25 protein-coding genes and 1 tRNA gene are annotated in these 26,601 nt (G+C 71.3%); 15 read left to right on the forward strand and 11 right to left on the reverse strand.

Going from position 1 to position 26,601, the window contains the following annotated elements:
- Positions 1-31 precede the first annotated feature (31 nt).
- Positions 32-967 (forward strand): aldose 1-epimerase family protein, encoded by a 936-nt coding sequence (locus JOF37_RS12400; protein ID WP_271175080.1) that lies wholly within the window; start codon positions 32-34, stop codon positions 965-967.
- A gap of 15 nt (positions 968-982) precedes the next feature.
- Here the strand turns inward: JOF37_RS12400 and JOF37_RS12405 are convergent, their stop codons facing one another.
- Positions 983-1,540 (reverse strand): hypothetical protein, encoded by a 558-nt coding sequence (locus JOF37_RS12405; RefSeq protein WP_210007097.1) that lies wholly within the window; start codon positions 1,538-1,540, stop codon positions 983-985.
- Complete coding sequence (locus JOF37_RS12410) at positions 1,540-1,956, reverse strand: DUF4383 domain-containing protein (protein WP_210007098.1); 417 nt, start codon at positions 1,954-1,956, stop codon at positions 1,540-1,542. The genes JOF37_RS12405 and JOF37_RS12410 overlap by 1 nt, the downstream gene beginning before the upstream one ends.
- Before the next feature lie 246 nt (positions 1,957-2,202).
- Here JOF37_RS12410 and JOF37_RS12415 point away from each other — a divergent pair, with 246 nt between their 5' ends.
- The 3 genes from JOF37_RS12415 (at position 2,203) to JOF37_RS15805 (ending at position 4,329) form a co-directional block, all read left to right on the forward strand.
- The gene (locus JOF37_RS12415; protein WP_210007099.1) at positions 2,203-2,817 is read left to right on the forward strand and encodes an asparagine synthase; all 615 of its coding nucleotides are present in this window, start codon (positions 2,203-2,205) and stop codon (positions 2,815-2,817) included.
- Between the two features lie 77 nt (positions 2,818-2,894).
- Positions 2,895-2,967, forward strand: a tRNA-Arg gene (locus JOF37_RS12420).
- Positions 2,968-3,084: 117 nt separating this feature from the next.
- The gene (locus tag JOF37_RS15805; protein ID WP_210007100.1) at positions 3,085-4,329 is read left to right on the forward strand and encodes an FAD-binding protein; all 1,245 of its coding nucleotides are present in this window, start codon (positions 3,085-3,087) and stop codon (positions 4,327-4,329) included.
- 7 nt (positions 4,330-4,336) lie between these two features.
- On the opposite strand, the gene JOF37_RS12430 is transcribed toward JOF37_RS15805, so the two are convergent.
- The gene (locus JOF37_RS12430; protein WP_210007101.1) at positions 4,337-5,407 is read right to left on the reverse strand and encodes an FUSC family protein; all 1,071 of its coding nucleotides are present in this window, start codon (positions 5,405-5,407) and stop codon (positions 4,337-4,339) included.
- A 91-nt stretch (positions 5,408-5,498) separates the two neighbouring features.
- On the opposite strand from JOF37_RS12430, the gene JOF37_RS12435 reads away from it, so the two are divergent.
- Complete coding sequence (locus tag JOF37_RS12435) at positions 5,499-6,893, forward strand: L-serine ammonia-lyase (RefSeq protein ID WP_210007102.1); 1,395 nt, start codon at positions 5,499-5,501, stop codon at positions 6,891-6,893.
- 139 nt (positions 6,894-7,032) lie between these two features.
- The gene (locus JOF37_RS12440) at positions 7,033-7,458 is read left to right on the forward strand and encodes an Hsp20/alpha crystallin family protein (RefSeq protein ID WP_210007103.1); all 426 of its coding nucleotides are present in this window, start codon (positions 7,033-7,035) and stop codon (positions 7,456-7,458) included.
- Positions 7,459-7,716: 258 nt separating this feature from the next.
- Here the strand turns inward: JOF37_RS12440 and JOF37_RS12445 are convergent, their stop codons facing one another.
- Together JOF37_RS12445 and JOF37_RS12450 are read right to left on the reverse strand one after the other, a co-directional pair.
- Entirely contained in the window at positions 7,717-9,090 is a 1,374-nt protein-coding gene (locus tag JOF37_RS12445) for an HNH endonuclease signature motif containing protein (protein ID WP_245338162.1), read from the reverse strand.
- A gap of 95 nt (positions 9,091-9,185) precedes the next feature.
- The gene (locus JOF37_RS12450; RefSeq protein WP_210007104.1) at positions 9,186-9,617 is read right to left on the reverse strand and encodes a MarR family winged helix-turn-helix transcriptional regulator; all 432 of its coding nucleotides are present in this window, start codon (positions 9,615-9,617) and stop codon (positions 9,186-9,188) included.
- An 83-nt stretch (positions 9,618-9,700) separates the two neighbouring features.
- Between JOF37_RS12450 and JOF37_RS12455 the strand changes: the two genes are divergently transcribed.
- The 3 genes from JOF37_RS12455 to JOF37_RS12465 all read left to right on the forward strand — a co-directional run bounded on the left by JOF37_RS12455 (position 9,701) and on the right by JOF37_RS12465 (position 12,976).
- Positions 9,701-11,482 carry a DUF2207 domain-containing protein gene (locus JOF37_RS12455; protein WP_210007105.1) on the forward strand — a complete coding sequence of 594 codons (1,782 nt, stop codon included), beginning with the start codon at positions 9,701-9,703 and terminating at the stop codon, positions 11,480-11,482.
- A gap of 236 nt (positions 11,483-11,718) precedes the next feature.
- The gene (locus tag JOF37_RS12460) at positions 11,719-12,642 is read left to right on the forward strand and encodes a DUF5996 family protein (protein ID WP_210007106.1); all 924 of its coding nucleotides are present in this window, start codon (positions 11,719-11,721) and stop codon (positions 12,640-12,642) included.
- Positions 12,643-12,646: 4 nt separating this feature from the next.
- Positions 12,647-12,976 (forward strand): hypothetical protein, encoded by a 330-nt coding sequence (locus JOF37_RS12465; RefSeq protein WP_210007107.1) that lies wholly within the window; start codon positions 12,647-12,649, stop codon positions 12,974-12,976.
- Positions 12,977-12,999: 23 nt separating this feature from the next.
- Here JOF37_RS12465 and JOF37_RS12470 read toward each other — a convergent pair whose 3' ends face one another.
- Complete coding sequence (locus JOF37_RS12470) at positions 13,000-14,064, reverse strand: sodium:calcium antiporter (protein WP_210007108.1); 1,065 nt, start codon at positions 14,062-14,064, stop codon at positions 13,000-13,002.
- A 4-nt stretch (positions 14,065-14,068) separates the two neighbouring features.
- A complete protein-coding gene (locus JOF37_RS12475; protein ID WP_210007109.1) occupies positions 14,069-15,304 on the reverse strand; it encodes an amidohydrolase in 1,236 nt (411 codons plus the stop codon).
- Positions 15,305-15,433: 129 nt separating this feature from the next.
- Here JOF37_RS12475 and JOF37_RS12480 point away from each other — a divergent pair, with 129 nt between their 5' ends.
- Positions 15,434-15,610, forward strand: coding sequence for a hypothetical protein (locus JOF37_RS12480; protein ID WP_210007110.1), 177 nt, complete (start codon positions 15,434-15,436; stop codon positions 15,608-15,610).
- A gap of 78 nt (positions 15,611-15,688) precedes the next feature.
- On the opposite strand, the gene JOF37_RS12485 is transcribed toward JOF37_RS12480, so the two are convergent.
- On the reverse strand, positions 15,689-16,708 hold the full coding sequence (locus tag JOF37_RS12485) for an aggregation-promoting factor C-terminal-like domain-containing protein (protein WP_210007111.1): 1,020 nt from the start codon (positions 16,706-16,708) through the stop codon (positions 15,689-15,691).
- Between the two features lie 229 nt (positions 16,709-16,937).
- Between JOF37_RS12485 and JOF37_RS12490 the strand changes: the two genes are divergently transcribed.
- The 4 genes from JOF37_RS12490 to JOF37_RS12505 all read left to right on the forward strand — a co-directional run bounded on the left by JOF37_RS12490 (position 16,938) and on the right by JOF37_RS12505 (position 21,811).
- Positions 16,938-17,411 (forward strand): S-ribosylhomocysteine lyase, encoded by a 474-nt coding sequence (locus tag JOF37_RS12490; protein WP_210007112.1) that lies wholly within the window; start codon positions 16,938-16,940, stop codon positions 17,409-17,411.
- 16 nt (positions 17,412-17,427) lie between these two features.
- Positions 17,428-18,060, forward strand: a complete 633-nt coding sequence (locus tag JOF37_RS12495; protein ID WP_210007113.1) for a hypothetical protein — start codon at positions 17,428-17,430, stop codon at positions 18,058-18,060.
- Positions 18,061-18,133: 73 nt separating this feature from the next.
- Positions 18,134-19,615, forward strand: a complete 1,482-nt coding sequence (locus JOF37_RS12500) for a PepSY-associated TM helix domain-containing protein (protein WP_210007114.1) — start codon at positions 18,134-18,136, stop codon at positions 19,613-19,615.
- Positions 19,616-19,720: 105 nt separating this feature from the next.
- A complete protein-coding gene (locus tag JOF37_RS12505) occupies positions 19,721-21,811 on the forward strand; it encodes a glucose PTS transporter subunit IIA (protein ID WP_210007115.1) in 2,091 nt (696 codons plus the stop codon).
- A 93-nt stretch (positions 21,812-21,904) separates the two neighbouring features.
- Here JOF37_RS12505 and JOF37_RS12510 read toward each other — a convergent pair whose 3' ends face one another.
- Complete coding sequence (locus JOF37_RS12510; protein ID WP_210007116.1) at positions 21,905-23,458, reverse strand: bifunctional NAD(P)/FAD-dependent oxidoreductase/class I SAM-dependent methyltransferase; 1,554 nt, start codon at positions 23,456-23,458, stop codon at positions 21,905-21,907.
- A gap of 66 nt (positions 23,459-23,524) precedes the next feature.
- Between JOF37_RS12510 and JOF37_RS12515 the strand changes: the two genes are divergently transcribed.
- Positions 23,525-24,079, forward strand: coding sequence for a helix-turn-helix domain-containing protein (locus tag JOF37_RS12515; RefSeq protein WP_210007117.1), 555 nt, complete (start codon positions 23,525-23,527; stop codon positions 24,077-24,079).
- A 73-nt stretch (positions 24,080-24,152) separates the two neighbouring features.
- Here JOF37_RS12515 and pgi read toward each other — a convergent pair whose 3' ends face one another.
- On the reverse strand, positions 24,153-25,847 hold the full coding sequence (pgi, locus tag JOF37_RS12520) for a glucose-6-phosphate isomerase (RefSeq protein WP_210007118.1): 1,695 nt from the start codon (positions 25,845-25,847) through the stop codon (positions 24,153-24,155).
- A complete protein-coding gene (gene aztA / locus JOF37_RS12525; protein WP_210007119.1) occupies positions 25,844-26,599 on the reverse strand; it encodes a zinc ABC transporter ATP-binding protein AztA in 756 nt (251 codons plus the stop codon). The genes pgi and aztA overlap by 4 nt, the downstream gene beginning before the upstream one ends.
- Positions 26,600-26,601 lie beyond the last annotated feature (2 nt).

Below are 26,601 nucleotides of genomic sequence, written 5' to 3' on the forward strand. Positions count from 1 at the left end.
CTCCATCCACCAGAACCGAGAGGGGACGCCCGTGGCGGCATCCGGAACGTCGTACGTGCTGCGCGCGGGCGAGGCAGAGGCGATCATCGCCAGTGTGGGGGCGTCGCTGCGCTCGTATCGGGTCGGCGGACGCGACCTCACCGTGCCCTACGGTGAGGACGAGGTGCGGCCCGGCTACCGCGGGGCGACCCTCGCGCCCTGGCCGAACCGCGTCGTCGACGGCGAGTACGAGGTGGCGGGCACCCGCTACAAGCTGGCGCTCACCGAGCCCCAGCGGCACCACGCTCTGCACGGACTCGTCGCCTGGCTCGACTTCGAGGCGGTGGTCGTGGCCGCCGACCACGTGACCCTCGCGGCGACCGTGGTCGCGCAGACCGCGTACCCCTGGACGCTGCGCGTCGAGACGACTTATCGCCTCGGGGCGGACGGGCTGACCCAGACGGTGCGGGCCACCAACGAGAGCGCGGATGCCGCCCCCTTCGGCACCGGCCCGCATCCGTACCTCGTGGCGGGTTCGTCGCCGCTGGACGAATGGTCGCTCGAGCTGCCCGCCGAGCGCGTCCTCGAGGTCACGCCCGACCGGCTCTCGCCGATCGCGCTGGCCGACGTCGCGGGGTCGGAGCGGTTCGACTTCCGCCGGCCGCGGACGCTCGGCGCCGTCGAGATCGACCACGCGTTCACCGACGTGTCGCGATCGGACTCCGGTGAGGCGACGGTGCGGGTGACCGACCCGAGCGGCACGGGCGTGGCGATCTCGTGGGGCGAGGCGTGCGGCTGGGTGCAGGTGCACACCGCCGACCTGCCGGGAGGTCCCGAGCAGCCGGGTCACCGTGCCGGGCTGGCGGTCGAGCCGATGACGTGCGCTCCGGATGCGTTCAACGCGAGCCGTTACGACTACGACGCGGGGCTGATCTTCATCGAGCCGGGAGGCTCGAGCGAGGCCTCCTGGCGAATCAGCCCGCTGTAAGGCGGGAGCCGGGCGTCAGTGCCCGTGCTCGGTCGAGAAGAGCGGGTGGTCCGAGTGGTCGGGCGCGGCACGCCCGGCCTCGGTAGCGCCCAGGGCGGGCGTGACGAGCCCGGCGACGATGACGCAGCCGGCGATCATGCCGAGGACGCTGGTGCGTTGGACGGTGCGGCCCTCGGCTGAGCCGGCCGGGTGGGCGGCGTCGTCCGCGCCGGAGCGCGCGCGCCGGACGACGAACGCCGAGGCGACGCCGTACGCGAGGTGGAGCAGCACGGCCACGCCGACAGCGTGGACGCTGATGCGCACCGGGTCGACCGCGAGAGCGAGACCCGACGCGACGGTTCCGATCACGGCGATCGCCATGCCGGTGCGCGGAGCGACGAGGCGGCCGCGGGTCAGGGCGGCGACGCCCCAACCCAGGGCGGCCGCCCCGACGACTGCCGCGAGGACACCGACGCCGCGATCAGCGACGCCGGTGCCCTGCGTGATCATGCCCGCGCCCACGCCGAGCTGAAGCAGGCCAGCCCCCCACGCGGCGAGCGTGGGCCAGGAGCGGGTGAGCGCGGCGGTGTTCATCAGGCGACGGCGTGGCGACGGTTGTCGACGGCGCGGTCGGTGCCGAGGCCGACACCCAGCAGCACGAGGGCGCTGGCGAGGTGCAGGAAGTGGTCGGCGGTGTTCAGGGCCAGCACGTTGGCGGCGCTGTCCTGGATGAAGAAGCCGACGATGCCGAGCAGCAGGTAGGCGGCGCCGACCGTGATGTTGACGCTCTTCGCGGCGCGGACGCCCGACAGGCCGCCGATGAGCAGCGCGGCACCGATCAGGAGGTGCGCGATGTTGTGCAGCGGGTTGACCTCGAAGATGCCGAGCAGCAGGCCACCCTCGGTGGCGATGAACTCGACGCCGGCGGTCACGGTGAAGCCGAGGAGGCCGACGAGGATGTAGACGGCGCCGAAGATGATGGCGACGAGGCGGTTCGGTGATGTACGCATGAGGATTCCCTCCCATTGGGCGACGGGTGTCGCGGTGCTGCGGTTGTTCGGTGGAGATCGCAGATCGGTTTGCCCTGCGGCATCCGGTCTGAGGTGTTCGATTTCGGTCGCTCTCTCGGGAGGCTACGGTCAGCGAGTTCACGGCTCACAGGCGTTGTGCTGCGCATGCTGGGGTGGTATGGGAAGTCGCCCTGCTGTGCGGAGAGGGTGCCCCATAGGATTGAGGGGAGGTGAGGAGGGGCAGCGGTGGCCAGCCGTCAAGCGCGCATCAAGAGCTCGGAGATCGTCGCCGAAGGGCTCTACATCGCCTCCGCCGCGACGCGCCTCGCGTTGAAGAACGCGATCCTCGTGCACATCCTCGCCGAGGGGCAGGACTTCGACGCCGACCACTTCCTCGACGACGCCCGGCGTGCGCTCATCGCGCTCGCGGAAGAGGCTGAAGCCGACGCGGAACGCACGAATCGCGAGCGCAAGGCCGCGAGCGGACGCTACAGCGATTCGGGCGGCACGCACGACTACCGCAGCCGCGACGTGGCGAATCTGCGTCGCCGCCGCCGGCAGTCGCTGCGGATCGCGAAGGAGCTGCGCGAGCGCGCCGACGACGAGGGCGAACTCCGCAAGCTCATCGCCGACGCCCGCGAAGCGGCGTGGAGCGAGGTCGCCGGGAACATCGATCGCACCCTGCGCATCGAGGCGGCGCGCCCCGACCTCGAGCCGGACTACGAGCGCATGCGCACAGCGCGGATGCAGGCGCTGCGGATGGTCGATCTGCCGCGTCTGCGGTCGCAGCGGCGCGGGGCCCAGCGGCGCGTCCGCGCCGAAAGAGCATCCGAAACGGATGCCGTCGACGTGATCGATTGACCGGTTGAGGCCTCGATTCGCGCTTCCTGCGGGAGTGGGCTATTCTTGACGACGGCCCACGAGAGATCGCAGGCCCTGCGCCCGTAGCTCAATGGATAGAGCATCTGACTACGGATCAGAAGGTTAGGGGTTCGAGTCCCTTCGGGCGCACACTGTGTTGAGACAGTGAAAAGAAGCCTCCGCTCTGCGGGGGCTTCTTTGTTTCTCCGTCGTACTTGCATCGACTTTGTCGTGGAGGTGCGCTCGGCCGTCGCGTAGCGTGACGATGTGACCGAACGAACCTGGGCCGGAACGCACACCTTCGCCGCTGAAGCGGTGCTCGAGCCCTCAACCATCGTCGAGGCGCAGGAGCTCGTCGCGGGCCATCGCCGCATCCGCTCCTTGGGGACGCGGCACTCCTTCAACGATCTCGCCGACACCGACGGGGTGCTGCTCGCCCTCACCGCGATCGAGCCGGCGATCGAGATCGACGAGGCGGCGCGCACCGTCACCGTCGGTGCCGGCACCCGCTACGCCGTCGTGGCGCGTCACCTCGCCGACCGTGGTTGGGCACTGCACAACATGGGGTCGCTGCCGCACATCTCTGTCGGCGGAGCGACGGCCACGTCGACGCACGGCTCGGGTGACCGCAACGGCTCGCTCGCGACGGCCGTGCGCGCGCTCGAGTTCATCGCGCCGGACGGCTCGCTGCGGCGCGTCGCCGCGGGCGACCCGGACTTCGCGGGCAGCGTCGTGCACCTCGGGGCGCTCGGGCCGGTCACGCGCATCACGCTCGCGATCGAACCGACCTACCGTGTGCGCCAGGACACCTACGTCGGTCTGGCGTGGGACGACCTCTTCGAGCGGTTCGACGAGCTGACGGCATCCGGCTACAGCGTCAGCGTGTTCACGCGGTGGAACACGCCGGACGTCGGCGAGGTCTGGGTCAAGGAGCGCCTCGACGAGTCGTCAGCGCCCGAGATGGCGCCGACGGTGCTCGGCGCACGCCGGGTGTCGGAGAAGGCCGACTCGCCCGCGGCGGACGGGCTCGACAACACGACGGAGCAGGGCGGTGTGCCGGGGGAGTGGTGCGAGCGGCTGCCGCACTTCCGTATCGACGCCACGCCATCGAACGGCGACGAGATCCAGACCGAGTACTGGGTCGCGCGAGAGGTGGCGGTCGAGGCGATCGCGGCCGTGCGGGCGATCGCGGATCGGGTGGAGCCCGCGCTTCTCGTGAGCGAGCTGCGCACGGTGGCTGCCGACGAGCTCTGGCTGTCGCCGGGGTACGGCCGCGACAGCGTGTGCATCCACTTCACATGGAAGAACCGGCCGGATGCCGTCGCCACCGCGATCGGCCACGTCGAACGAGCCCTCGCGCCGTTCGATCCCCGCCCGCACTGGGGCAAGGTCTTCGCGATGCCGGTGGGCGAGTCGCTGCCGCGACTGCACGCCTTCCGCGATCTCGTCGCGCGCATGGACCCCGACCGGAAGTTCTGGGGCCCGTACCTCGGGCGCGTGCTGGGGATCTGAGCGCGGCTCAGGTGAAGGGGCGCGACGCCTCGATGATGCGCGCGACGTCCACGGCGGTGCGCGTCCACGGCGAGATGCGCCCGTCGTGGCGCGGCGGCACGCTCTCGACCACGCGCGCCAGGGCGCGTTCGGCTTCGTCGACCGCCGTCGCGGCGTCGGGGTCTCCGATGGGCCGTGCGACGGCACGGCCGGTCGCGCGCACCGCCTCGGCGAGCTGAGCGCGGCGCGGGGCGGCTTCGTCGCTGAGGGGCAGCGCCGCAACGCCACCGGCCAACTCGAGCGTCTGGCGCACGGTGTTCTCGAGGGCGCGCATCCGTCGGTCGTTCTCCTCTTCGACGCCCCGGCGGCGCCGAGCGAGGGGGTGCGCCTTGCGGCTGCGCGCGGCCTCCCGGACGTCCGCCGAGACCGCGTCGAGGATCTCGGTGAGATAGCGCTGACCCTCGGGGTCGGGCGCTGACCCGTCGGCGATGGCCGTCGCCAGCATGTCGAGCCGGTCGGCGACGGCATCCCGCAGCTGCGAGAGCCGCGTGGACGCTCGCCGCAGGTACAGCGGCGGGACGACCGCGAGGTTCACGGCGATCCCGACGACGACCCCGAACGCCATCGTGACGAGGTACGACACCGAGAACCCGCCGGCATCGTTGGCCCCGAGCAGCAGGACGAAGAGCGCTGCGATCGCGATCCAGTCACGACCGGTGCCGAGCGCGCGGATGCCGCCGATTGCGACGCCCACAGCGACGACGATCGCGACGCCGAGGATGCGCGGGCTCGGCCCGGTGACGATCCACAGGCCACCCAACCCGATCGCGATGCCGATCGCGAGTCCCGCGACGGCCTGTAGGCCGGCCTTCGCGGAGTCGGCGATCGTCGGGTACATGCTGACGAGAACGCCGAGCGGCGCGTAGTAGGAGTACTCGTCGTGGGCGAAGGGTACGAGCGGCGCGAGATACCAGGCGATGGCGGCGGCGAAGGCCGCCTTCGCCGCCAGCAGCAGCCGTGACACGGCGAATGCTTCGCCGCCCGCGGTGCGTGCCGCGATGGCCAGGGAGGCGACTCGAGGATGGGGCGCGTGATTCATCTCGGGCGACGATAGGCGTCGCGTCGGCGCAGGGCACTGCCCTTGACGTCCGCGCTCGGCGTGTTCCCGGGGCGAGACGTAGCCTGACAGGGTGAGCGCATACGTTTCGGCGTTCGAGCTGTTCTCCATCGGAGTAGGACCCTCGAGCTCCCATACCGTCGGACCGCTGCGTGCGGCCCGAGCCTTCGTCGAGCGCCTGAGCGCGTCCGGCCGTCTCGAGGACGTGGCGCGGGTGACGTGCGTGCTCTACGGCTCGCTCGGCGCGACCGGGATCGGGCACGGCACCCCCGACGCGATCGTGGCCGGGCTGCAGGGTCACGCGCCCGAGACCGTCGACCCGGATGCCGTCCGCGCGGCCTGGTCGGCGTGGGTCGATGGCGCGCCGCTGCTGCTGGGCGGACGGCACGCGGTGGCGTTCTCGCGCGCCGATGTCTCGTTCGAGCCCCGTACGCGGCTGCCCCAGCATCCGAACGCGATGACCCTCACCGCCTGGGACAGCATCGGGGCGCCGGTGGCCCGCGAGACGTACTTCTCGGTCGGCGGCGGGTTCATCCGTCGCGAGGGTGAGGTCGAGGGTGAGGGGCTTCGCGCGGCCGCCTGGCCGTTCGCGTTCGGTAGCGCGGCCGAGCTGCTCGAGCTGTGCGAGCGGGAGGAGCTGTCGATTGCGGGGCTCGCGCGGCGCAACGAAGAGGCGCTGCGTCCCGAAAGCGAGGTAGCGGCGGGGCTCGATGCCATCTGGGATGCGATGGCGGGATGCATCGACGCGGGGCTGCACGCCGACGGCACGCTGCCGGGCATGTTGCGCGTGCGGCGCCGAGCCGGCGCGATGCGCGAGCAGCTCGAGGCCGCCGAGTCCGCGGGAGGGCGGGAGCTGCCCGGCGAGTGGCTGGGCGCGTTCGCGCTCGCCGTCAACGAGGAGAACGCCGCGGGCGGGCGCGTCGTCACGGCTCCGACGAACGGGGCTGCCGGCATCCTTCCGGCCGTCGCGATGTACTGGTGGCGGTTCGCGGCGGAGTCGATGCTCGCGCCCGAGGATCTCGACCGTCGGCGCGGAATCCGCAGGTTCCTGCTCACGGCGACCGCGCTCGGCTCGCTGTTCAAGGCGAACGCGTCGATCTCGGGCGCCGAGGGCGGGTGCCAGGCCGAGGTGGGCTCGGCGTGCGCGATGGCGGCGGGGGGATTGACCGCTGTCATGGGCGGCGACAACGCGCAGATCGAGAACGCCGCCGAGATCGCGATGGAGCATCACCTCGGCCTCACGTGCGACCCCGTGGGCGGTCTCGTGCAGATCCCCTGCATCGAGCGGAACGCCATCGCGGCATCCACGGCGGTGACCGCGGCGCGGCTCGCTCTGCGGGGTGACGGACGCCATTACGTGTCGCTGGATGCCGTCGTCGAGACGATGCGGCAGACCGGGATCGACATGTCGCACAAGTACAAGGAGACGAGCGAAGGCGGGCTCGCGGTCAACGTCGTCGAGTGCTGAACGCCGGTGGTGGGTGGAGTGTTCGCCGTGCGAGAACCGTTGGCACTCTCAGGGGTCGAGTGCTAATCTGGATGCAGTTGAGCCGCTAAGGCTCAACTTTCGAGATCTCAACACAGACATTCAGAGAAGGGAAGAACCGATGGCTACGTACGACCCGTTCCGCGACCTCGACCGCATCGCCTCGAGCCTCTTCGACGCGCGCCGCGGTCCGCGCCGCATGCCGATGGACCTCTACCGTGATGGCGACCACTACGTCATGACGGCCGACCTGCCGGGCATCGACCCGGGTTCGGTCGACATCGACGTCGACGGCCAGCTGCTGACGATCCGCGCCGAGCGCACCCTGGCGAGCGGCGACGGGGTGAAGTGGATCACCCGTGAGCGTGAGGCGGCGAGCTTCCTGCGCCAGCTGAACCTCGGCCAGGGTGTCGACACCGAGGGCATCGCCGCGACCTACAACAACGGCGTGCTGACCGTGACGATCCCCGTCAGCGAGAAGGCCAAGCCGCGCAAGGTCGCGGTCACGACCGACTCCGCCGCGCCGGTGGTGCCGATCGAGAACTGAGCGCAGCGCCGACCGCAGCGCAGCCGGTGAACCTGGCGGCGTGACCGACCGGATCGACCGCGCACCGATGGCCGCAGCTCCTCCTCGGGGCTGCGGCCATCGTCGTTCGTGCGGGCTCTGATCCGGCGCGGTCACCGCAGGGTGGGGTATCGGGCCGCGGGGCCACGTCGGGCCGCGCTGACGCGTCGGGCCGCGCTGACGCGTCGGGCCGCCTGGCGCAGACCGATCAGAAGGGTGGCGGATCGTCGGGCGGCGAGCTCAGAAGGGTGGCGGCTCGTCGACGAGGTGGCCGGTTCGCGCGCCCGGTGGTGGGTCGGGTTCGGGTGTGAAGCAGACGGCAGGGATCGGCACGTCTTCGCGGTAGATCCGCCCGCCGGGGGAGGTCCATTCCAGGAGCCCGCCGCCGAGCTGTCTGACTTTCCAGTCGGTGAATTGCTTCATCGAGTGGTGTCTCTGGCAGAGGTGGGCGAGGTTGTAAATGTGGGTATGTCCGCCGAGGGCGTGGTCGATGGTGTGGTCGATCTCGCAGCGGATCGCAGCGCGACGGCATCCGGGGAACCGGCAGTGCTGGTCGCGCGCTTGCAGCAGGCGCCGCATCGAGGCGGTGGACCGATAGGTATCGATCTCGGCCGGGGTGCGGGTGACGGGGTCGATGAAGAGCCGATCCCAGGAGGCGGTCTGCCCGGCGAGTTCGCGGGCCGTGTCGGCGTCGACCAGCCCGGCCCCGACGGCTCCGGCGGGACCGTGGTCGGTTCCGGTGAGGGTGTCTGCGGTGACGACGACCTGCACGCGCGCCCGGATCGCGCCCAGTGGTCCCGGGCCGTCGGTGCCGTAGGTGGGATCGACCACCGGGGCGCCCCCGAGCACCAGATCAGCGAGAGCGTCGGCGCGGAGCTGATCCATGGTCCGCGCATCCGGCTCCTCAGGCTGCCCGGGCGCCGCTGCGTCGCCGAACGCGGCCCCCGCGGCATCCGTCCCGGCGGCTCGGGCGTCCTTCACGGACTGGCCCATCTGCGTGAGCCGGTCGAGCATCCCCGCGGCGATCACGGTCGGCAAGGTCGCGATGAGATCCGACATCCCGTCCGCCCCGGGGAGCACCCGCACGCACCGCCCGGCGGCGGCGTCCCGGTGTCGCTCGGTGAACTCCCGCGGATGCATCCGCTGCGCTAGAGCTCTCAGCGGCTCACGCACCCGCACCGCGATGTCACGCTCGCAGATCTCGATCGCAGCTTCCTCGAACGCCGGTCGAACCTCCGCCGGCACCACGCACCCCGCTTTGACGATCACCTCGACGTGATCCCGGGTGATCCGTCGGGTCTCCCACGCCGTGAACACGGCGGGGTAGTCGTCGACGATGGCCATTGCATGGTCGATGTCGTGCTGCAATCGCCGGTCCGACCGCCCCGCCAGCCCGGCCGCTTCCGCAGCGACCGAGCGCAACTCCATGTCCGAGGCCATGCCCCGCACACCGTCGACGTGCGCAACCCGCAACGCCGACCGGCCGACCTCAGCCAAGGCTCGCACCAGTGCGACATCCCCGGCGTGAGCAGCATCCAACGCCTCAGCGAACGCCCCGAGCGCACCGGCATGAGGACTCAGCCCCACACCGTCACTGCCACCCATCGTTGCCATATGTCGATGATCCCATCGGCCACCGACATCCGAACCGCGATCGAGCGCGTTCGTGCACAACTCGGCACGGCCCGCTGATGGGGAGGAGGCCCTCGTCAGGACGTGCGGCGCAGTTTCGTGGTGAGCTGCTCGAGCTGTTCCAGCTCTTCGGTGCTCAGGACCGACATGCGCTCGGCGATCGACCGCCCGTGCGCCGCGGCGAGTCGGCGGAAAGCCGCCACCCCGTCGGGAGTCGCGGTGATCATCGCACCGCGCCCGTCGGTCGGATCGCCGCACTTGGTGATCAGGCCCCGCGCGACCATGCGGTCCACGAGGCGCGAGACGCTCGGCTGGCTGATCAGCATGTTGGCCGTGACATCGCGCAGTCGTGCCCGGTTGCCGGGTCCACGCGTGACGGTCAGCAGCACGTCGTACTCGGCCTGGCTGAGCTCATCGCTGGCGAAGTCGTTGCTGATGTCGTCGAAGATCTCGTGCTGCGCGCGGAAGAGGCTCTCCCATGCGGCCACGGCACGACGACGATCGCTCATGGCCACAACTTTAACGCCCGCCTAAGCTGGGCGGCATGATGCGGCGCACGCGAAGGGCGCTTGCGAGCGCCACGGCGGTCCTGATGGCGAGCCTTCTGGGGGCGGCTCTGCCCGCGGCGGCATCCGCGGCTCCGCCGGTGCTCTCGTCCGTCTCGGGCGAGACGTCCGACGACCTCGACGCCTTCGAGTTCGACTCGCTGACGGTCGACTACTACCTGGAGCGCGATGCCGACGGCACGGCGCGCATGCGGGTGGTCGAGCGGTTCGTCGCCGATTTCCCCGAGGCGGACCAGAACCGCGGGATGCGCCGCCTGCTCCCCGAGTCGTACAACGGCCAGCCGCTGCACCCGACCCTCGTGTCGGTCACCGACGAGAACGGCGATGCCCGCCCCGTCGAGACCGACAACGACGACGGCACGCTCGGCATCCTCACGCGCGGCGCCGAGTACCTTCACGGCCGCAACACCTTCGTCTTCACCTACGACCTCGAGAACGTCGTGTGGGACTTCGACGACACGGGGCTCGAGTTCTACTGGGACGTCAACGGCACGGACTGGGCGCAGCCCTTCCGGCAGGTCACGGCGACCCTGCACCTCGACCCGCCCTTGGTCGAGAGCCTGTCGGGAAGCCAGTCCTGCTATGTCGGGGCATCGGGTGAGACGCGACGCTGCGCCGACCTGACGGTGTCGGCGGACGGCGCCACCGTCTCCGCATCCAGTCGCGATCTCGCGCCGCACGAGACCCTGACCCTCTCGGTCGGCTTCGACGCGGGTGCGTTCGAGACGTTCGACACCGGGTATCTCGCCTCGCCGTTCGGGTGGCTGCAGGCGGGCTCCCTCGCGGCTCTGGTGGGGGCGACCGGATGGGCGTTGCGCAGCCGCCGGCGCTCGCTCGGCGACGAACCCGGGCGCCCGACGGTCATCGCCGAGTACGAGCCTCCCCATGACATCGATGCGCTCGAGTCGGCCGTGCTGCTCGGCAAAACCTCGGCGGCGATCCCCGCCGAGGTGCTCGAACAGGCGATCCTCGGCTCGATCCGCATCCTCGACGGCGATCCCGGTCGGTGGGGAAAGGGCAAGCTCCGGGCGGAACTCGTCGACCCCGATCGGGCCGACGAGAATGGACGGATGCTGCTGCGCGCCCTCTTCCCGCAGCTGCGGCCGGGCGAGGTCTACAGCTTCGGCTCGTCCGACACGCGGTTGTCGTCGACGGCGCAGGGCATCCTGAAGTCGGCGGGAGAGCGCCTGACGAGCCTCGGCATGTACCGTCCGGTGCGACCCGGCACGCGGGGCTGGCCCATCGCGATCTGGGCCGTCGCGGCGGTGCTCACGATCCTCTTCGGCATCCTCGCGCTCCTCGGCTTCGTCCATCCGGCGCTCCCCGTCATCGGGATCGTCGTGGCGGCATCGTCGTTCTTCGTGGTGCTGATCGCCCTGGCCCGCACCCCGCTCTCGGCGACGGGGGCCGAGACGCGCGATCATCTGCGCGGCGTGGAGCAGTTCATCCGCTGGGCGGAGGCCGACCGCATCCGCGCACTGCAGTCCCCGTCCGGTGCGGAGCGCGTCGCGATCGATACGGATGACCCGCGCCAGATGCTGCGCCTCTACGAACGGCTTCTCCCGTACGCCGTCGTGTTCGGGCAGGAGAAGCAGTGGGCGCAGCACCTCACCGCGCTGTACGCCGCCGCGGGCGTCACCGCGCCGGTCTGGTACGCCGGGACGGGAGGGTTCGACGCGTCGTCGTTCGCTGCCGGGATCGGAACGCTCTCGTCGAGCGCCGCGTCGTCGTCATCGACCTCGGGTGGCTCGAGCGGCGGAGGCGCCGCGGGCGGCGGCGGAGGCGGCGGCGGAGGAGGCGGAGCCTGATCGTCGCAGCGCCCGGGCGCAGTTGAGGGTCCGACCGAGAGGCATTTCGGTCGGACCCTCGTCCCTTTGCACCAAGAGTTTCCTGCAATCACATGCCGGTGGCCGCCACAGCAAAACAGCTACCGTGCGAGCACTCTATAACGACGAGATAACGACGAGCAAGGGTTTTCCGTTATCTCTTCGTGATCATCGGATATCGGTGTCCGCTAGGGGGACGAAGCAGCGATGATGATGGAATGACCACCGAATCAGCCCCCGCCGTCCCGGTTCGCGCGGATCGGCCCGCGCTGCGCGTCGACGCCTGGGAGCCGACGAGGCAGACGCTGCACATGTGGCTGCAGATCGTCGGCAAGACGCGCATGGTCAACGCGGCGCCGCTGAACCACTACTGGCACGTCACGCTGCTGCCGTCGTCGCGGGGTCTGACGACCGGCGTCGTCCCGGCTCCGACCGGGCCGTTCGAGATCGAGTTCGACTTCTGCGACCACGTGCTGAAGCTGCGCACCGTCGATGGCCGGCACCGGACGATCGCCCTCGAGAGCATGACCGTCGCGGACTTCTACGCGCGGTTCATCGCGGCGGCGTCCGAGCTCGGCATCCCCGTCGACATCCACGCCGCCCCGAACGAGGTCGACCCGGCCATCCCGTTCGCCGACGACGTCGAGCACGCCACCTACGTCGGTGAGCACGCCAACGCCTTCTGGCGGCAGCTGAACGACGCGCACACCGAGCTGCAGCACCACCGGGCCGGCTTCACCGGCAAGTCCAGCCCCGTGCACTTCTTCTGGGGTGCACTCGATCTCGCCGTGACGCGCTTCTCGGGCCGCGATGCGCCGACCCACCCCGGCGGCGTTCCGAACTGCCCGGACTACGTCATGGCCGAGAGCTACCGCGCCGAGCTGTGCAGCGCGGGCTTCTGGCCCGGCGGGGGCATCGAGGGCGCGTACTACACCTACGCCTATCCCGCCCCCGACGGGTACCGCGAGGCGCCCGTGCCCGAGGGGGCGCGGTACGACGACGCCCTCGGCGAGTTCCTCCTCCCGTACGAGGTGGTGCGCACCGCCGACGACCCGCACGCCCTCGTGCAGGCCTTCCTCGACGCGACGTTCCGCGCCGCGCGGCATCCGGGCGACGGGTGGGGGAGCGGTGTCGCGGAATGACGCCGTGAACGCTCCTCGAGACCGGGGACCCGGTCCCTTCGTCGTCACGCTCGTCGTCGACCTGCCCATCGCTAAGCCCGACGCCCTCGACGTCATCGCGTTCGTCTCTGACGGGGCGATCGAGAACGCCGGCACGGCCGATCCGCGGGTCGGGCTGGGGCGCGGCACGTGGGCCGAGGTGCAGATCCCGAAGTTCGCCGACCCCCCGCCGCTCGCGGTCGACGTCTGGTCGGAGGTGTCGTGGGATGCCGCCGCGACCGAGGCTGCGCGTCTGGCCGACGCTCTGCGCCGCGTGGGGTGGACGGTGCGCAGTCCGCGCGCCGACGAGGTCTGACGTGGGCGCCGTCCCGCCGCGACTCAGGCCGCGACGGCGAAGAGCCCGGCGATCCCGAGGCCGTAGAGGACGAGCACCGTCAACGAGTCGACGCCCATGCCGATGACCTTCTTCGCGGGCCGGAAGATGAGCCCGACGATGTAGACCAGGGTGAGCAGCGCGCCGAGAGCGGTGAGGTAGATGTCGGCGCCGTTCGCCTGCGGCAGCACCGCCTGGCCCGAGATCAGCGTCGCGACGAGGAACAGCACCGGCAGGAAGGCGTTGCCGCCGAAGATGTCGCTCATCGCGAGGTTGTCGTCGCCCTGGCGGATGGCCTGCAGTCCCGTCGAGATCTCGGGCAGCGCGGTCGCGAGGGCGAGGATGGTCGCTCCGAACAGCACACCCGACAGGCCGATCTCGTCGGCGATGGCATCGCCGGCCCGCTCGAGCACGACGCCCGCGCCGAGGGTAGCGAGGGCTGAGACGACGAAGACGGTGACCACCGCCGCCGTCGACATCGTGTGGTGCGGCGGTCGCGGCTTCGCGCGTCGGTGCCCGGTGGCGTGCGGGGCGCCGTCGGGCGCGACGCCGTTCTCGTGCCACGGCAGGTGGTGGCCGGCCCGCTGCACGAGGAACAGCCCGGCGAGCCACAGAGCCGCGATCAGGACCACGTCGGGGCTCAGCCGCGCGACGATCAGGTCGCCCGGCAGCTGGCTTCCGGCCATCACCACGGTGAGCACGGCGACGACGACGGCCGCCTCGAGGACGAGCACGAGCGACGCCGCCCGATACGTCAGCGGGCGCACGCCCCGTCCGCGCCTGCCGAACGCGTCGAGGATCACCAGCACGACGGTCTGCAGGGCGATGCCACCGAGGATGTTGCCGACGGCGACCTCGAGATTGCCGGATGCCGCCGCGCTCACGGTGATCGCGATCTCGGGCAGGTTGGTGGCGACGGCGAGGATGATGAGGCCGCCGAACGCACTGCCGATGTGCCAGCGCGCGTCGAGCACGTCCGTGGTCTTGGACAGCTGGATGCCGGCGACCCAGACCACCGCCGCGGCAGCGGCGAAGATCAGGACGAGCACGCCGAACGGAAGAGCGGACATCGGGTCAGCGCAGCCAGCTGGAGCGCCCGAAGCGCTCCCACCGCTCGACGACGCGCACGTCGCCATCGGGTGCGGGCTCGAGCACCGTCGTGCCGCCGATGATCACGTGCTCCACACGCGACTCGACCGCGAGCGGGTCGCCCGACCAGATGACGATGTCGCCGTCACGGCCCGGCTCGAGTGCACCGACGCGCTCGTCGAGACGCAGGATCGAGGCCGGGTTCGTCGTGAGCGCTTCGAGGGCGACGGTCGCCGGCAGCCCCTCGCGCACCGCGAGAATGGCCTGCAGGCGGATCTGGTCGATCGGCACGACCGGGTGGTCCGTCGTGATGGCCACCGTGACGCCGGCCTCGGCGATGAGGGCGAGGGCCCCGATCGCCCGGTCGCGCAGCTCGACCTTCGAACGGGACGTCAGCATCGGCCCGAAGATGACGGGGATGTTCTTCTCGGCGAGCACGTCGGCGATCTTGTGACCCTCGGTGCCGTGGTTGACGACCAGGCGATAGCCGAACTCCTCGGCCAGTCGGATGGCCGTGACGATGTCGTCGTGGCGGTGGCTGTGCTGGTCCCACAGCAGCGTGCCGTCGAGCACCTGCGCGAGCGTCTCTTTGCCGAGGTCGCGCTCGAACGGCTCGCCCTTCGCGGCGGCGGCATCCCGTTTCGCCACGTAGTTCTGCGCGGCCACGAACGCTTCGCGCAGGACGGACGCGACGCCCAAGCGCGTCGACGGCGTCTGCTTCTTGTCGCCGTAGACCCGCTTGGGGTTCTCGCCGAGAGCGGACTTGACCGACACGTTCTCGGCGATGACCTGTTCGTCGACGGTCCGGCCGCCCCACGTCTTGATCGCCACCGTGCGGCCGCCGATCGGGTTTCCCGACCCCGGCTTGATGACGACGGAGGTGACCCCGCCGCGCAACGCATCGCGGAATCCGACCTCGTCGATGTCGATGCCGTCCAGGGCGCGGAAGCGCGCACCGTTGGGGTCGGTCATCTCGTTGGTGTCGTTGCCCGACCAGCCCTCGCCGTCCTCGTGGACACCGAGGTGCCCGTGGGCCTCGACGAAGCCGGGCAGCACCCAGCGACCGCCGGCGTCGACGATCTCGGCGCCGTCGGGAACGGCGATGTCACTGTCGCCGACGGCGGTGATGACACCGTCCTCGACGATCACGGTGCCCTGCTCGATGACGGGTGCGGACACGGGAACGATGCGGCCGTTCACGACGGCGAGGATGCGGGCCATGCTTTCGACCCTACGTCGGCGTCGTCGGAGGACGGCGATACACCGGCGGGAATGACGGAGCAACCGTGAAGACAGACGGAGCGTCGGCTGCGTACCGTGACGACACCAGCGAAACAGGAAGGGGAAACCATGAGCCTCAACAACAACATGCCCATCGTCCCGCCGGGAACCGTGGCCGGGGCAGCCGATGACGCCACGCCGACCAAGCAGGTCGACGGCGAAGAGGTCCTCGACGACGACATGGACGACGCGCAGGTCTCGAGCATCAACGCCGACCGCGCCGCGACGCAGACCGACGGGGACTGAACGCCGAGACGCCCGGCCCCGACTCCGCGGAAGCGGAACGGGTGCCGGGCGTCTCGAGCTCGGTCGGCCGGAGCCGGATCAGTACCAGCCCACCGACTGCGAGTGACCCCAGGCGCCGCACGGCGACCCGTAGCGGCCCGAGATGTAACCGAGGCCCCAGCGCACCTGCGTGACCGCGCTGGTCTGCCAGTCGCCGCCGGCCGATGCCATCTTGCTGCCGGGGAGCGCCTGCGGGATGCCGAAAGCGCCGCTGCCGCTGTTGTAGGCCTGGTAGTTCCAGCCCGACTCCTTGTTCCACAGCGAGACGAGGCACGAGAACTGGTCCTGGCCCCAGCCGTAGTCGCCGAGCATGTTGCTGGCGGCCTGCTGCGCGGCACCCGGCGAGTTGTCGCCGGTCGAGGCGACAGCGGAACCGGATGCTGCCGGCGCGGACGACCGCGCGCTGCTCGAGCTCGACGTGGCGGCTGCTTCGGCCTCAGCCTCGGCCTCGGCGGCGGCGGCCGCTTCTGCCTCGGCGCGGGCCGCGGCCTCGGCGGCGGCGGCCTCTTCCGCGGCGATGCGGGCGGCTTCCTCCTCGGCGGCCTTCTGCGCCTTCGCGGCGTCGAGACGGCCGCGCAGATCGGCGGTCTCGGCCTGGACGTCAGCGGTCGCCTCGGTGAGCTTGTCGGTGAGGTCGGGCAGGAGCAGCGTCGGGATCACGTCGGCGTCCTGCAGGCCGGCGATGCGGTCGCGCAGCTGCGCCGTGTCGACGGTGGTGTCGCCGTCGACCGGCAGTGCGGCAGCCGACACATCGGCCGTCACGGTGGCCGCCTCGAGAACCGAGGCCTCCGCCGCGGCGACGGCGTCGGTCGTCGCCTGCTCGATCGCGCTGAGGGGCTTCGCGGGCGAAGCCACGGTGGCGGTCACGAGCGCCGCGCGCTGCATGACGGGCGCGGACGAGGCGGCGATGGGAACCGTCGCGGATGCCGTCGTGCCGACCATCGCGGTGACCCCGAGCGCGACGCCCAGGGTCAGGGCGGCGGGCCGGATGACACGGCGTGCGTTGCGGGGCGTGCGCCGCAGGTCGCGGCGGGTGGGCTGGCTCGACGAAGAAGTCATACGAACAGGGGCAGTCCTTCGATGTTGCGGGCACCGTGGAACAACGGCGGGCGTCGCGGGCAGACGCACAAAACTCCCCGAGTCTGCGCCCCGAGCCTGGACGAGTCCCGGGCGGCACCTGAACGTAACCTGGGAGCCGCGGCGGTCCAGACCCTCGGTGCAGGGCGTTAATCTGGCCCAGAACGCGGGAGTCCGGACGCTGCCCGCACCGCTGCGCCGAGGAGGATCCATGGCCGAGATCGAGAGCTTCACGCTGGACCACACCGCCGTGATCGCGCCCTACGTGCGCCGCATCGGCGTCGAGCACGGCCCCGGCGGCGGCACCATCACCAACTTCGACGTGCGTCTCGTGCAGCCGAACGCGGGGGAGATCCCGACCGCCGGCATCCACACGATCGAGCACATGCTCGCCGGCCTGCTGCGCGACCGCATCGACGGCGTCATCGACATCTCGCCCTTCGGCTGCCGCACCGGCTTCCACCTGCTGATGTGGGGCGAGCCCGAGATCGCCGACGTCGTCGCCGCGATGACCGGCAGCCTGCGGTTCATCGCCGAAGAGGCGGTCGAAGCCGACATTCCCGGCGTCTCGGCTCTCGAGTGCGGCAACTATCGCGACCACTCCCTGCACTCGGCACGCGAGTGGTCGCGGACCGTGCTCGATCAGGGCATCAGCCTCGACGCCTTCGCGCGCGTCGGCGTCTGAGTCCGACCTCGTTCCCGTGGTCTCCGTCCGGCAGCAGCGTGCGGTCCGTGCGACCGCTTCGGCGTCTCTCGCGACGTTCGTCGCGCTGCTGTCGCACGTCGCGGCCGGCGGTCCGCCGCCGTCCGTACTCGGGATCGCCCTGCCCTGGGCGCTTTCGCTGATCGTCTGCCTGGGCCTCGCGGGACGCCGCCTGTCGGTCGTGCGGGTGGGTGCCGCCGTCGCCGCGGCGCAGGCCGTCTTCCACGTGCTCTTCGTGCTCGGTGTCGTGCCGCTCGCGTCGGCGGGGCCGGCCTCCGGGGGCGCGGGACTCGCGGCGCACGCCGGACATATGCCCGTGGCGGCATCCTCTCTCGCGTCGGTTCCCACCTCAGCGGTGGTCGTCCCGGATGCCTCGATGCTCGGCGCGCACGTCATCGCCGCCGTCGTGACCACTCTCGTGCTCCATCGCGGGGAGCTGCTGCTCGTCGGTCTCGGCGAACTCGCCCGACGCGTGGCACGGCGGTTGCGCGCTGCCGGCCGCGACGTCGTGCCGCCGACCGCCGTCTCACCGCGCCGGCGCGGCTTCGCGTCGAGCACCAGTGCGCCGCGACCGCGGCCTCTCATCGCGTCACCGGCGCGCCGCGGCCCGCCCTCACTCCTCGCTCTCTGACGCCCCGGCGCCCGTCGGGGCGTTCCGTCGTGCGCGCATCATACCCGCCGGCACCCCGACACCGAGGAGTCCCATGTCCATCACCGATGCGCGCCCGACGGGCGACGCCGTACCCGACCCCGCCGGAGATGCCGGCGGCACGCCGTCCCACGAGCACGCGCCGCCGCGGCCGAGGCGCCCCTGGCTGATGCCGCTGCTGCTGCGCGTCCACTTCTATGCCGGCATCCTCGTCGGTCCGTTCATCCTCATCGCCGCCGTGAGCGGTGCACTGTACGTCGTCACGCCGCAGATCGAGCGCGTCGTCTACGCCCACGAGCTGCGGGCTCCGGTTTCGGAGACATCGCTCACGCTGGGCGAGCAGGTGCGGATCGCCCAGGACCATATCGGCGATGCCGCGACGCTCGCCGCCGTCCGCCCCGCACCGGGACCCGGCGACACGACGCGGGTGATGTTCGCCCAGGAGGGTCTCGGTCCCAGCGAGACGCGCGCCGTCTTCATCGACCCGGGAACGGGTGAGATCCGCGGCGATCAGACCGTGTACGGCACCAGTGGCGCGCTGCCCCTGCGCACGTGGGTCGATCAGCTGCACCGCAGCCTCAACCTCGGCGAGCCCGGGCGCCTGTACAGCGAACTCGCCGCCTCGTGGCTCGGCGTCGTGGTGCTGGCGGGGCTCGGCCTCTGGATCGCCCGGTTCCGCACCACCCGAGCCAAGCGCGACCTCCTGCGTCCGCGACGCGGCGCGACGGGATACCGCCGGCTCTTCGGCTGGCACGCCTCACTGGGCGTGTGGCTCGTGATCGGTGCCGTGTTCCTGTCGGCCTCGGGTATCACGTGGTCGACGTACGGCGGCGCGAACGTCTCGAGCCTGCGAGCCGCGCTGTCGTGGCAGGCGCCCGCGCTCGAGACCGCCCTGGGGGGCGATGCTGCCGCAGGCGACCCGCATGCCGATCATGGCGTGGTCGCGGCCCCCACTGCCGCGGTCGCGCCCGAGGCGTTCGACGACGTGCTCGCAGTGGCCCGCACCGAGAACGTCGACGTCGGCCTGGTGGAGATCCGTCCCCCCTCGGCCGCCGGGCAGGCCTGGGTCGTGCAGGAGATCCAGCGCAGCTTCCCGACCCAGGTGGACGCGGTGTCGATCGACGGCGAGACGCTCGCGGTGGTCGATCGCGTCGACTTCGCGGACTACCCCGTCATGGCGAAGCTGGCGCGCTGGGCCGTGGACCTCCACATGGGGACGATGTTCGGCCTCGTCAATCAGATCGTGCTGTTCATCGTGGCCTCCGGCATCGCCGCCATGGTGGTGCTGGGCTATGCGATGTGGTGGAAGCGCCGCCCGACCCGCGACGCCGCTCGCGGTGCCGGATCAGCGCCCGCGGAAGCGCTGCCGCAGGCGCCGCTCTGGGGGATCGCGCTGGTGGTCGCCGTCGCGATCGGGGTCGGATTCCTGCTGCCGCTGCTGGGCATCACTCTCGCCGCGTTCGTGATCGGCGACGCCGTCGTTCAGGCCGTGCGCCACCGTCGGCACTCGGTTACGAGACCGCGTCCGACGCGCTAAACTGTGGTCAGACCACATCGGCGGTGGGCTTCGTTCTCGGGGAACTCCCAGAGTAAAGTCGTCGTCGAGTACTTCGGCCACGAACCCGGGGAACAGGAGATCACCATGGCGACCAGCCCCGCCGAGAAGATCGTCGACGCAGTCGGCGGCCCAGGAAACATCGAGAGTCTGACGCACTGCGCGACGCGTCTGCGATTCCAACTGCGCGATTCTTCGAACGTCGATCAGTCGACCGTCGAAGCGATCCCCGGCGTCATGGGCGCCGTCCCGCAGGCCGGGAACCGCTATCAGGTCGTCATCGGCGGCGCGGTGCAGAACGTCTACAACGACATCAACGCCCTGCCCGCGATGAGCGGAGCCGGTGGCGGCGCGGTCGACGAGGACGACGTCGACTCGGTCAAGGCGCGCGAGCGCGCGAAGGGCCCGCGCGGCAAGGTCGCCTGGCTCGACTCGCTCTTCGAGTTCCTCTCCGACTCGTTCCGCCCGATCCTCGGGGCGCTGCTGGGGGCGTCGCTGTTCATCACCTTCATGGCGCTGATGGCGACCCTCGGCGTCATCCCCGCCTGGAACGCCCCCGGCGTGACGCTCGAGCCCTCGTGGCAGTTCGTCAACCTGATGTGGCAGTGCGTCTTCATCTTCCTGCCGCTGATGGTCGCCTACAACGCCGCGAAGAAGGTCGGCGCCGACCCGTGGGTCGGCTTCGCCATCATGGCCGTCGTGATGCTGCCGGGCTTCACCGGCCTCGCCGACCAGGAGGGCGCTCGGCAGCTGACCTTCCTCGGCTCGGACATCACCACGATCCCGGTGTTCGGCCTTCCGCTGACGATCTTCAGCTACGACTCGCAGGTGTTCCCGCCGCTGCTCATGGCGGGCGTGCTCGGCCTGCTCTGGAAGGGTCTGCGCAAGGTCATCCCCGAGAACATCCAGCTGATCTTCGTCCCGTTCCTCGCGATGCTGATCATGATCCCGCTCACCGCGTTCCTGATCGGACCCATCGGCGTCTACGCCGGTGCAGCGCTGGCCAACCTGCTGAGCTCGATCAACACCTTCTCGCCGTTCATCTTCGCGATCGTGATCCCGCTGGCCTACCCGTTCATGGTGCCGCTCGGCCTGCACTGGCCGATCAATGCCATCATGCTGCTGAACATCCAGACCCTCGGCTACGACTTCATCCAGGGCCCCATGGGCGCGTGGAACTTCGCGTGCTTCGGCGCGACCGCCGGTGTGCTCTGGATCGCCTGGCGCGCCCGTGACAAGCAGATGCGCCAGACCGCGACGGGCGCCCTGGCGGCCGGTCTGCTCGGCGGTATCTCCGAGCCCTCGCTGTACGGCATCCACCTGCGGTTCAAGCGCATCTACCCGCGGATGCTGGTCGGCTGCCTCGTCGGCGGTCTCATCATCGGCATCGGCGGTGGCGTGAAGACGCAGGCGTTCGTGTTCACCTCGCTGCTGACGATCCCCGCCTTCGACTCGGTGATCCTCTACGGCATCGCCGTCCTGTCGTCGTTCGTCGTGGCGATGGTCCTCGTCATCATCAGCGACTACCGCACCCCCGAGCAGCGCGCCGAGTTCGAGGCCCAGCGCGACAAGGCCGAGGCGAAGCTCCAGGCTGCGGGCGCTCCGGCCGCCGCCGCGACGTCCGCTGCCGCCGCCGGCTCGGCGACGGAGACTCCGGCCGCGACCTCGCAGGGCACCGCGACCGCGACGCTCGAGAAGCCCGGGGCGACCGATGAGGTCTCGACGGCGATCGAGATCGCCTCGCCGCTCGACGGCACGGCGGTGGCGCTGTCGGAGGTCCCCGACCCCGTCTTCGGCGGCGGTGTGATGGGCCCCGGCGTCGCGATCGAGCCGACCGGCAACACCGTGGTCTCGCCCGGTGCCGGCACGGTCGCCGCGGCGCAGCCCACCGGCCACGCGTTCGGGCTCGAGCTCGACAACGGCGTGGAGCTGCTGATCCACGTCGGCATCGACACCGTCAACCTGAAGGGCGAGGGCTTCGAGGTCCACGTCAAGGCCGGAGACCGCGTCGAGCAGGGCACCCCGCTCGTCACCTTCGACCGCTCGGTCATCGAGAAGGCGGGCTACCCGCTGATCACCCCGGTGATCGTCCTCAACGGCGACGCGTTCGCCACGGTCGACCCGGTGGGCCTGGGCGCCACCACCGCGGGCTCGCCCCTGCTGGTCGTCGAGAAGTAACCCGCTGACGCCGACGCGCCGGCGCCCGCCCCCGAGGTCCTCGGGGTGACGGGCCCGGCGCGTCGGCGTTTCGGCGTGCGGAGGCAGACGGCTTCAGTCGCGTCGGCGCAGCAGCAGGATGCCGTCGGTGCGGTGCGCCGGTTCGGCGTCGGCTGTCGCAGCGGAGCTGCGCTCGCGGATCTCCTCGCGCTCGACCTCCCACACCTGCGGGTCGAGCTCGAGCGCCGCCCGCTCCTGCGCCGGGGTCGCGAAGGGCGGGTGCTCGTGGCCGCCGGGCGCGGTGCCCAGGTGCGACACGACGAGCAGGCGACCCCCGGGCGCGACGTGACGCATCGCGGCCCGCAGCAGGGTGATCCGCGAGAACTCCGGGTCCCAGGAGTGCAGGAAGCTGGCCGTGACGAGGTCGAACGCGCCGAGATCGGCGTCGTCGAGCTCTCCGGCGATGAAGGTCGCCTCGACGGCCGTGTTCCGGGCGGCATCGCGCGCCCGGGCGATCGCCGTCGCCGAGAGATCGACGCCCGTGACCGACCACCCGCATGCCGCGAGCCACAGCGCGTCGCCGCCCTCGCCGCAGCCGAGATCGAGAGCGGTGCCCGCGCGCAGGGCACGGCTCTCCTCCAGCTCGGTGATGACGGACGCGGTGGTCTCGTTCACGCGCCCCGACCACACCCGATCGGTCTCGGCGTACCGCGCCTCCCAGTCGGCGGCATGCCCGCGCCGACGCTCGACCGCGGCGGCCGCGTCAGCCCCCACGAGTGCGCCGTTCACGGCGGCCCCGGCCATCGAGCCGGCCCCCATCGACAGCGGGACGTTGCCCATTGGGGTGACGACGTTGCCCGCGGCCCACACGCGCGGGTGGCTCGTCGCGCCGACGGCGTCGGCGGCGATGAAGGACCCGACCGGCCCCTCCGCGCGAGCGAGGCCGAGGTCGGCGAGGAAGCCGTCGTGGGGCTCGAGGGTGCCGCCGGTGAAGATCGCGTCGATCGCGATCCGCTCGCCATCAGCGGTCACGACGGCGTCGATCTCCGCGCCGTCACCCACGACCTCGACGACGGGCTCGGTCACGATCCGGATGCCGCGCGCGTGCAGGCGCTCGCGCACCTCGTCACCCGGATCGCCGAGCGCGGCCGTGAAGGCGACGATCTCGGGGCTCCACTGCCGCACCAGTTCGATCTGGTGCAGGCTCAGCGGCGAGGTCGCCAGCACGCCGATCCGACGGTCGCGGACCTCCCAGCCGTGGCAGTAGGGGCAGTGCAGCACCGTGCGGCCCCACCGCTCGGCGAGGCCGGGGATCGGTGGCAGGCGGTCCGTCACGCCGGTCGCCGCGATGAGGGCGCGCGTGGTGATGCTCGTGCCGTCCGCGAGGAAGACCTCGAGGCCGCCGTCCACCTCGGCGACGCGGTCGACGTGCGCCGCGCGGAACGCGACGCCGTACGCCTCGGCCTCTTGGCGTCCCCGGCGGCGCAGGTCGGCGGGTGAGAGGCCGTCGAAGCCGACGACGGCGTGCATGTGCTCGGCGAAGCGGTTGCGCGGGCTCGCGGAGTCGAGCACGAGGGTGCGGCGGCGGGCGCGCCCGAGCATCTGGGCGGCGCTCAGGCCCGCGGGCCCGCCACCGACGATGACGACGTCTTGATCGAAGGTCTGCATGGGAACAGCATCCGTGCCGGCGTGCAGGAGTAGCAAACCAGTTTGCGGAAATGGCAAGATGGGGTCATGACAGGTCTCGAACAGATCGGCCCGCGCCTGCGCGCGGCACGGCAGGAGCGCGGTCTCACCCTCGACGAGCTCGCGACGCGCGCGGGCATGTCGGCGAGCACCCTGTCACGGCTCGAATCGGGCAAGCGGCAAGCGAGCCTCGAGCTGCTGCTGCCGCTCACCCGGCAGCTCGGCATCCGCATCGACGACCTCGTCCCCGACGAGCGCCCCGACCCGCGGGTGCGGCGGCCATCGGTCACGCGGCACGGCCACATCGTGGCGCCGCTCACGCGCGAGAGCTCGCCCGTGCAGACCTACAAGGTGACCTTTCCGCCGCTCGACGCGGCCCCGGCCCCGCGGGTGCACGAGGGATTCGAGTGGTTCTACGTGCTGAGCGGCCGGGTGCGGCTGGTGCTCGGCGAGCAGGAGCTCGAGCTCGGGGCGGGCGAGGCGGCGGAGTTCGACACCCGCGTCCCGCACTCCATCAGCGCCCTGGGCTCGCGCCCGGCCGAGCTCATCAGCATCTTCAACTCCGCCGGCGAGCGGATGCACACCCGCGTCGCCGCCGACTGACCCCGCCGCCGCGTCGACTCGACGGAAAGGGCGGATGCCGGAACTCCGACATCCGCCCTTCTCGGCGACTCGATCAGACGCGCCAGGCCTGGCGGTGCGCCTGGTAGTAGGCCAGGAGGGACCGGGTCGAGGCGTCCTGCGCCGCGAGCGCGTCGTCGTCGCCCTCGATCGCCGGGGCGATCTGCAGGGCCAGCTGCTTGCCCAGCTCGACGCCCCACTGGTCGAAGGAGTTGATGCCCCAGATCGTGCCCTGCGTGAACGTGATGTGCTCGTACAGCGCGATCAGCTCGCCGAGCACCGTCGGCGTGAGCGCGGGCGCGAAGATCGACGTCGTGGGCCGGTTGCCGGGGAAGGTCCGCGCGGCGACGAGCGCCCCGGTGGTGCCCTCGGCCTCGACCTCGGCGGCGGTCTTGCCGAAGGCGAGCGCCTTGGTCTGCGCGAGGAAGTTCGCCAGGAACAGGCCGTGCACATCGCGGCCGCCGTCGGTGAGCGGATAGGCCGGGTTGACGAAGGCGATGAAGTCGGCGGGGATCAGCCGCGTGCCCTGGTGGATGAGCTGGTAGAAGGCGTGCTGGCCGTTGGTGCCGGGCTCGCCCCAGAAGACCTCGCCGGTGTCGGAGGTCACGGGGGTGCCGTCCCAGCGGACCGACTTGCCGTTCGACTCCATGGTCAGCTGCTGCAGGTAGGCCGCGAAGCGGTGCAGCTGCTGCGCATAGGGCAGGACGGCGTGCGTCTGGGCGCCGAGGAAGTTCGTGTACCAGACGTTGAGCAGACCCATGAGGACGGGCACGTTCTTCTCGAGCGGGGTGGATGCCACGTGCTCGTCGACCGCGTGGAAACCCGCCAGCAGCTCGCGGAACGCGTCGGGTCCGAGCTCGATGGCCAGCGACAGGCCGATCGCCGAGTCGACGGAATAGCGGCCGCCCACCCAGTCCCAGAAGCCGAACGCGTTGGCGGGGTCGATGCCGAACGCCTCGACCTTGTCGAGGGCCGTCGAGACGGCGACGAAGTGGTGCGCGACGGCATCCGTCTTCTTCGCCTCGCTGTCGTCGATCGCACCGGCCTGCTGCAGGCCCGCCCACAGCCAGTCGCGGGCGAGGCGCGCGTTGGTCAGGGTCTCGAGGGTCGTGAAGGTCTTCGACGCGACGATGAACAGCGTCGTCTCGGGGTCGAGGTCGGCGGTCTTGTTCGCGATGTCGAACGGGTCGATGTTCGAGACGAACCGCGCCTGGATGCCGGCGGTGGCGTAGGGGCGCAGCGCCTCGGAGATCATGACCGGTCCGAGGTCGGAGCCGCCGATGCCGATGTTCACGACGTGCGTGACCTTCTTGCCGGTGACGCCGGTCCACTCGCCGGAGCGCACGCGGTCGGCGAAGGCCGACATCTTCTCGAGCACCTGCTGGACGTCGGCGTCGACCTGCTGGCCGTCCACCACGAGCGCGGGCGTGGCACCGGCCGGGCGGCGCAGCGCGGTGTGCAGCACGGCGCGGTCCTCGGTGGTGTTGATGTGCTCGCCCGCGAGCATCGCGGCGTAGCGCTCGGCGACGCCCGTCTGCTCGGCCAGGCGCACGAGGGCGGCGACGATCTCGTCCGTGACGAGGTTCTTCGACAGGTCGACGTGCAGGTCGGCCAGCGGCAGGCTGAGGCGGTCGACCCGGCCCGGGTCGGCGTCGAACCAGCCGCGCAGGTCGGGGGTGAATCCGTTCTTCAGCGACTCGAGGTCGGCCCAGGCGGCGGTGGAGGTGGCATCGATGGGAGCAGCGGTCACGCTCTCACGCTAGCCGCGGAGCCGTGCCCCCGTCCACGCGACGCGGCGGGAGAAGTCTCGAGCGGCGCCTCGGTCGACTCCTGCGCCGGTTCGGCGGCGATCCGGCCGTCGGCGAGGCGGCAGACGGCGTCGACCGCGCCCAGCTCGGCGAGGTCGTGGGTCACGACGATCACGGCGACGCCCGCGCGCGCCACGGTCGACAGAGCGGATGCCGCCGCTTCGCGCGACGCGGCGTCGAGACCGCTCATCGGCTCGTCGAGCAGCAGCAGGTCGGCGTCCTGCGCGAGTGCCTGTGCCAGGTAGGCCCGCTGACGCTGCCCGCCCGACAGGACTCCGAGCGGGCGGCGGGCGAGGGCGCTGAGTCCGACGGTCTCGATGGCTTCGGCGACGCGGGCGCGGTCACTGCGGCGCAGCGGCAGGAAGGGGCCGCGGTCTCGCCACCGTCCCATCGAGACGAGATCGGTGACCGTGAGCGGCAGCCGCGCGCCGTCGTTCGTCGACTGGGGCACGAGGCCCACGCGTGTGCCCGCGGGTCGCCGCACGGTGCCGGAGGTCGGAGGAAGGAGCCCCGCCGAGACCGCGAGCAGCGTCGACTTCCCCGAGCCGTTGGCCCCGACGACGGCGAGGATCTCGCCGCGAACGGCATCCAGGTCCACGCCGCGCAACGCCTCATGGCCCTCGAACGAGACGCGGATGTCGCGGAGTTCGAGCACGCGGTCATGCGGCGAGGAGGTGGCGGTGGGGGAGGGCATCC

Origin of the sequence: Microbacterium imperiale (assembly GCF_017876655.1) — a bacterium.
Classification (GTDB): domain Bacteria; phylum Actinomycetota; class Actinomycetes; order Actinomycetales; family Microbacteriaceae; genus Microbacterium; species Microbacterium imperiale.

Bases quoted from the DNA above. Each gene is read 5' to 3' on its own strand.
- JOF37_RS12405 (WP_210007097.1), bottom strand. From the start codon at position 1,540: ATGAACACCGCCGCGCTCACCCGCTCCTGGCCCACGCTCGCCGCGTGG.
- JOF37_RS12410 (WP_210007098.1), bottom strand. From the start codon at position 1,956: ATGCGTACATCACCGAACCGCCTCGTCGCCATCATCTTCGGCGCCGTC.
- JOF37_RS12430 (WP_210007101.1), bottom strand. From the start codon at position 5,407: ATGAATCACGCGCCCCATCCTCGAGTCGCCTCCCTGGCCATCGCGGCA.
- JOF37_RS12440 (WP_210007103.1), top strand. From the start codon at position 7,033: ATGGCTACGTACGACCCGTTCCGCGACCTCGACCGCATCGCCTCGAGC.
- JOF37_RS12445 (WP_245338162.1), bottom strand. From the start codon at position 9,090: ATGGCAACGATGGGTGGCAGTGACGGTGTGGGGCTGAGTCCTCATGCC.
- JOF37_RS12450 (WP_210007104.1), bottom strand. From the start codon at position 9,617: ATGAGCGATCGTCGTCGTGCCGTGGCCGCATGGGAGAGCCTCTTCCGC.
- JOF37_RS12455 (WP_210007105.1), top strand. From the start codon at position 9,701: ATGGCGAGCCTTCTGGGGGCGGCTCTGCCCGCGGCGGCATCCGCGGCT.
- JOF37_RS12460 (WP_210007106.1), top strand. From the start codon at position 11,719: ATGACCACCGAATCAGCCCCCGCCGTCCCGGTTCGCGCGGATCGGCCC.
- JOF37_RS12470 (WP_210007108.1), bottom strand. From the start codon at position 14,064: ATGTCCGCTCTTCCGTTCGGCGTGCTCGTCCTGATCTTCGCCGCTGCC.
- JOF37_RS12475 (WP_210007109.1), bottom strand. From the start codon at position 15,304: ATGGCCCGCATCCTCGCCGTCGTGAACGGCCGCATCGTTCCCGTGTCC.
- JOF37_RS12480 (WP_210007110.1), top strand. From the start codon at position 15,434: ATGAGCCTCAACAACAACATGCCCATCGTCCCGCCGGGAACCGTGGCC.
- JOF37_RS12485 (WP_210007111.1), bottom strand. From the start codon at position 16,708: ATGACTTCTTCGTCGAGCCAGCCCACCCGCCGCGACCTGCGGCGCACG.
- JOF37_RS12490 (WP_210007112.1), top strand. From the start codon at position 16,938: ATGGCCGAGATCGAGAGCTTCACGCTGGACCACACCGCCGTGATCGCG.
- JOF37_RS12500 (WP_210007114.1), top strand. From the start codon at position 18,134: ATGTCCATCACCGATGCGCGCCCGACGGGCGACGCCGTACCCGACCCC.
- JOF37_RS12505 (WP_210007115.1), top strand. From the start codon at position 19,721: ATGGCGACCAGCCCCGCCGAGAAGATCGTCGACGCAGTCGGCGGCCCA.
- JOF37_RS12510 (WP_210007116.1), bottom strand. From the start codon at position 23,458: ATGCAGACCTTCGATCAAGACGTCGTCATCGTCGGTGGCGGGCCCGCG.
- JOF37_RS12515 (WP_210007117.1), top strand. From the start codon at position 23,525: ATGACAGGTCTCGAACAGATCGGCCCGCGCCTGCGCGCGGCACGGCAG.
- aztA (WP_210007119.1), bottom strand. From the start codon at position 26,599: ATGCCCTCCCCCACCGCCACCTCCTCGCCGCATGACCGCGTGCTCGAA.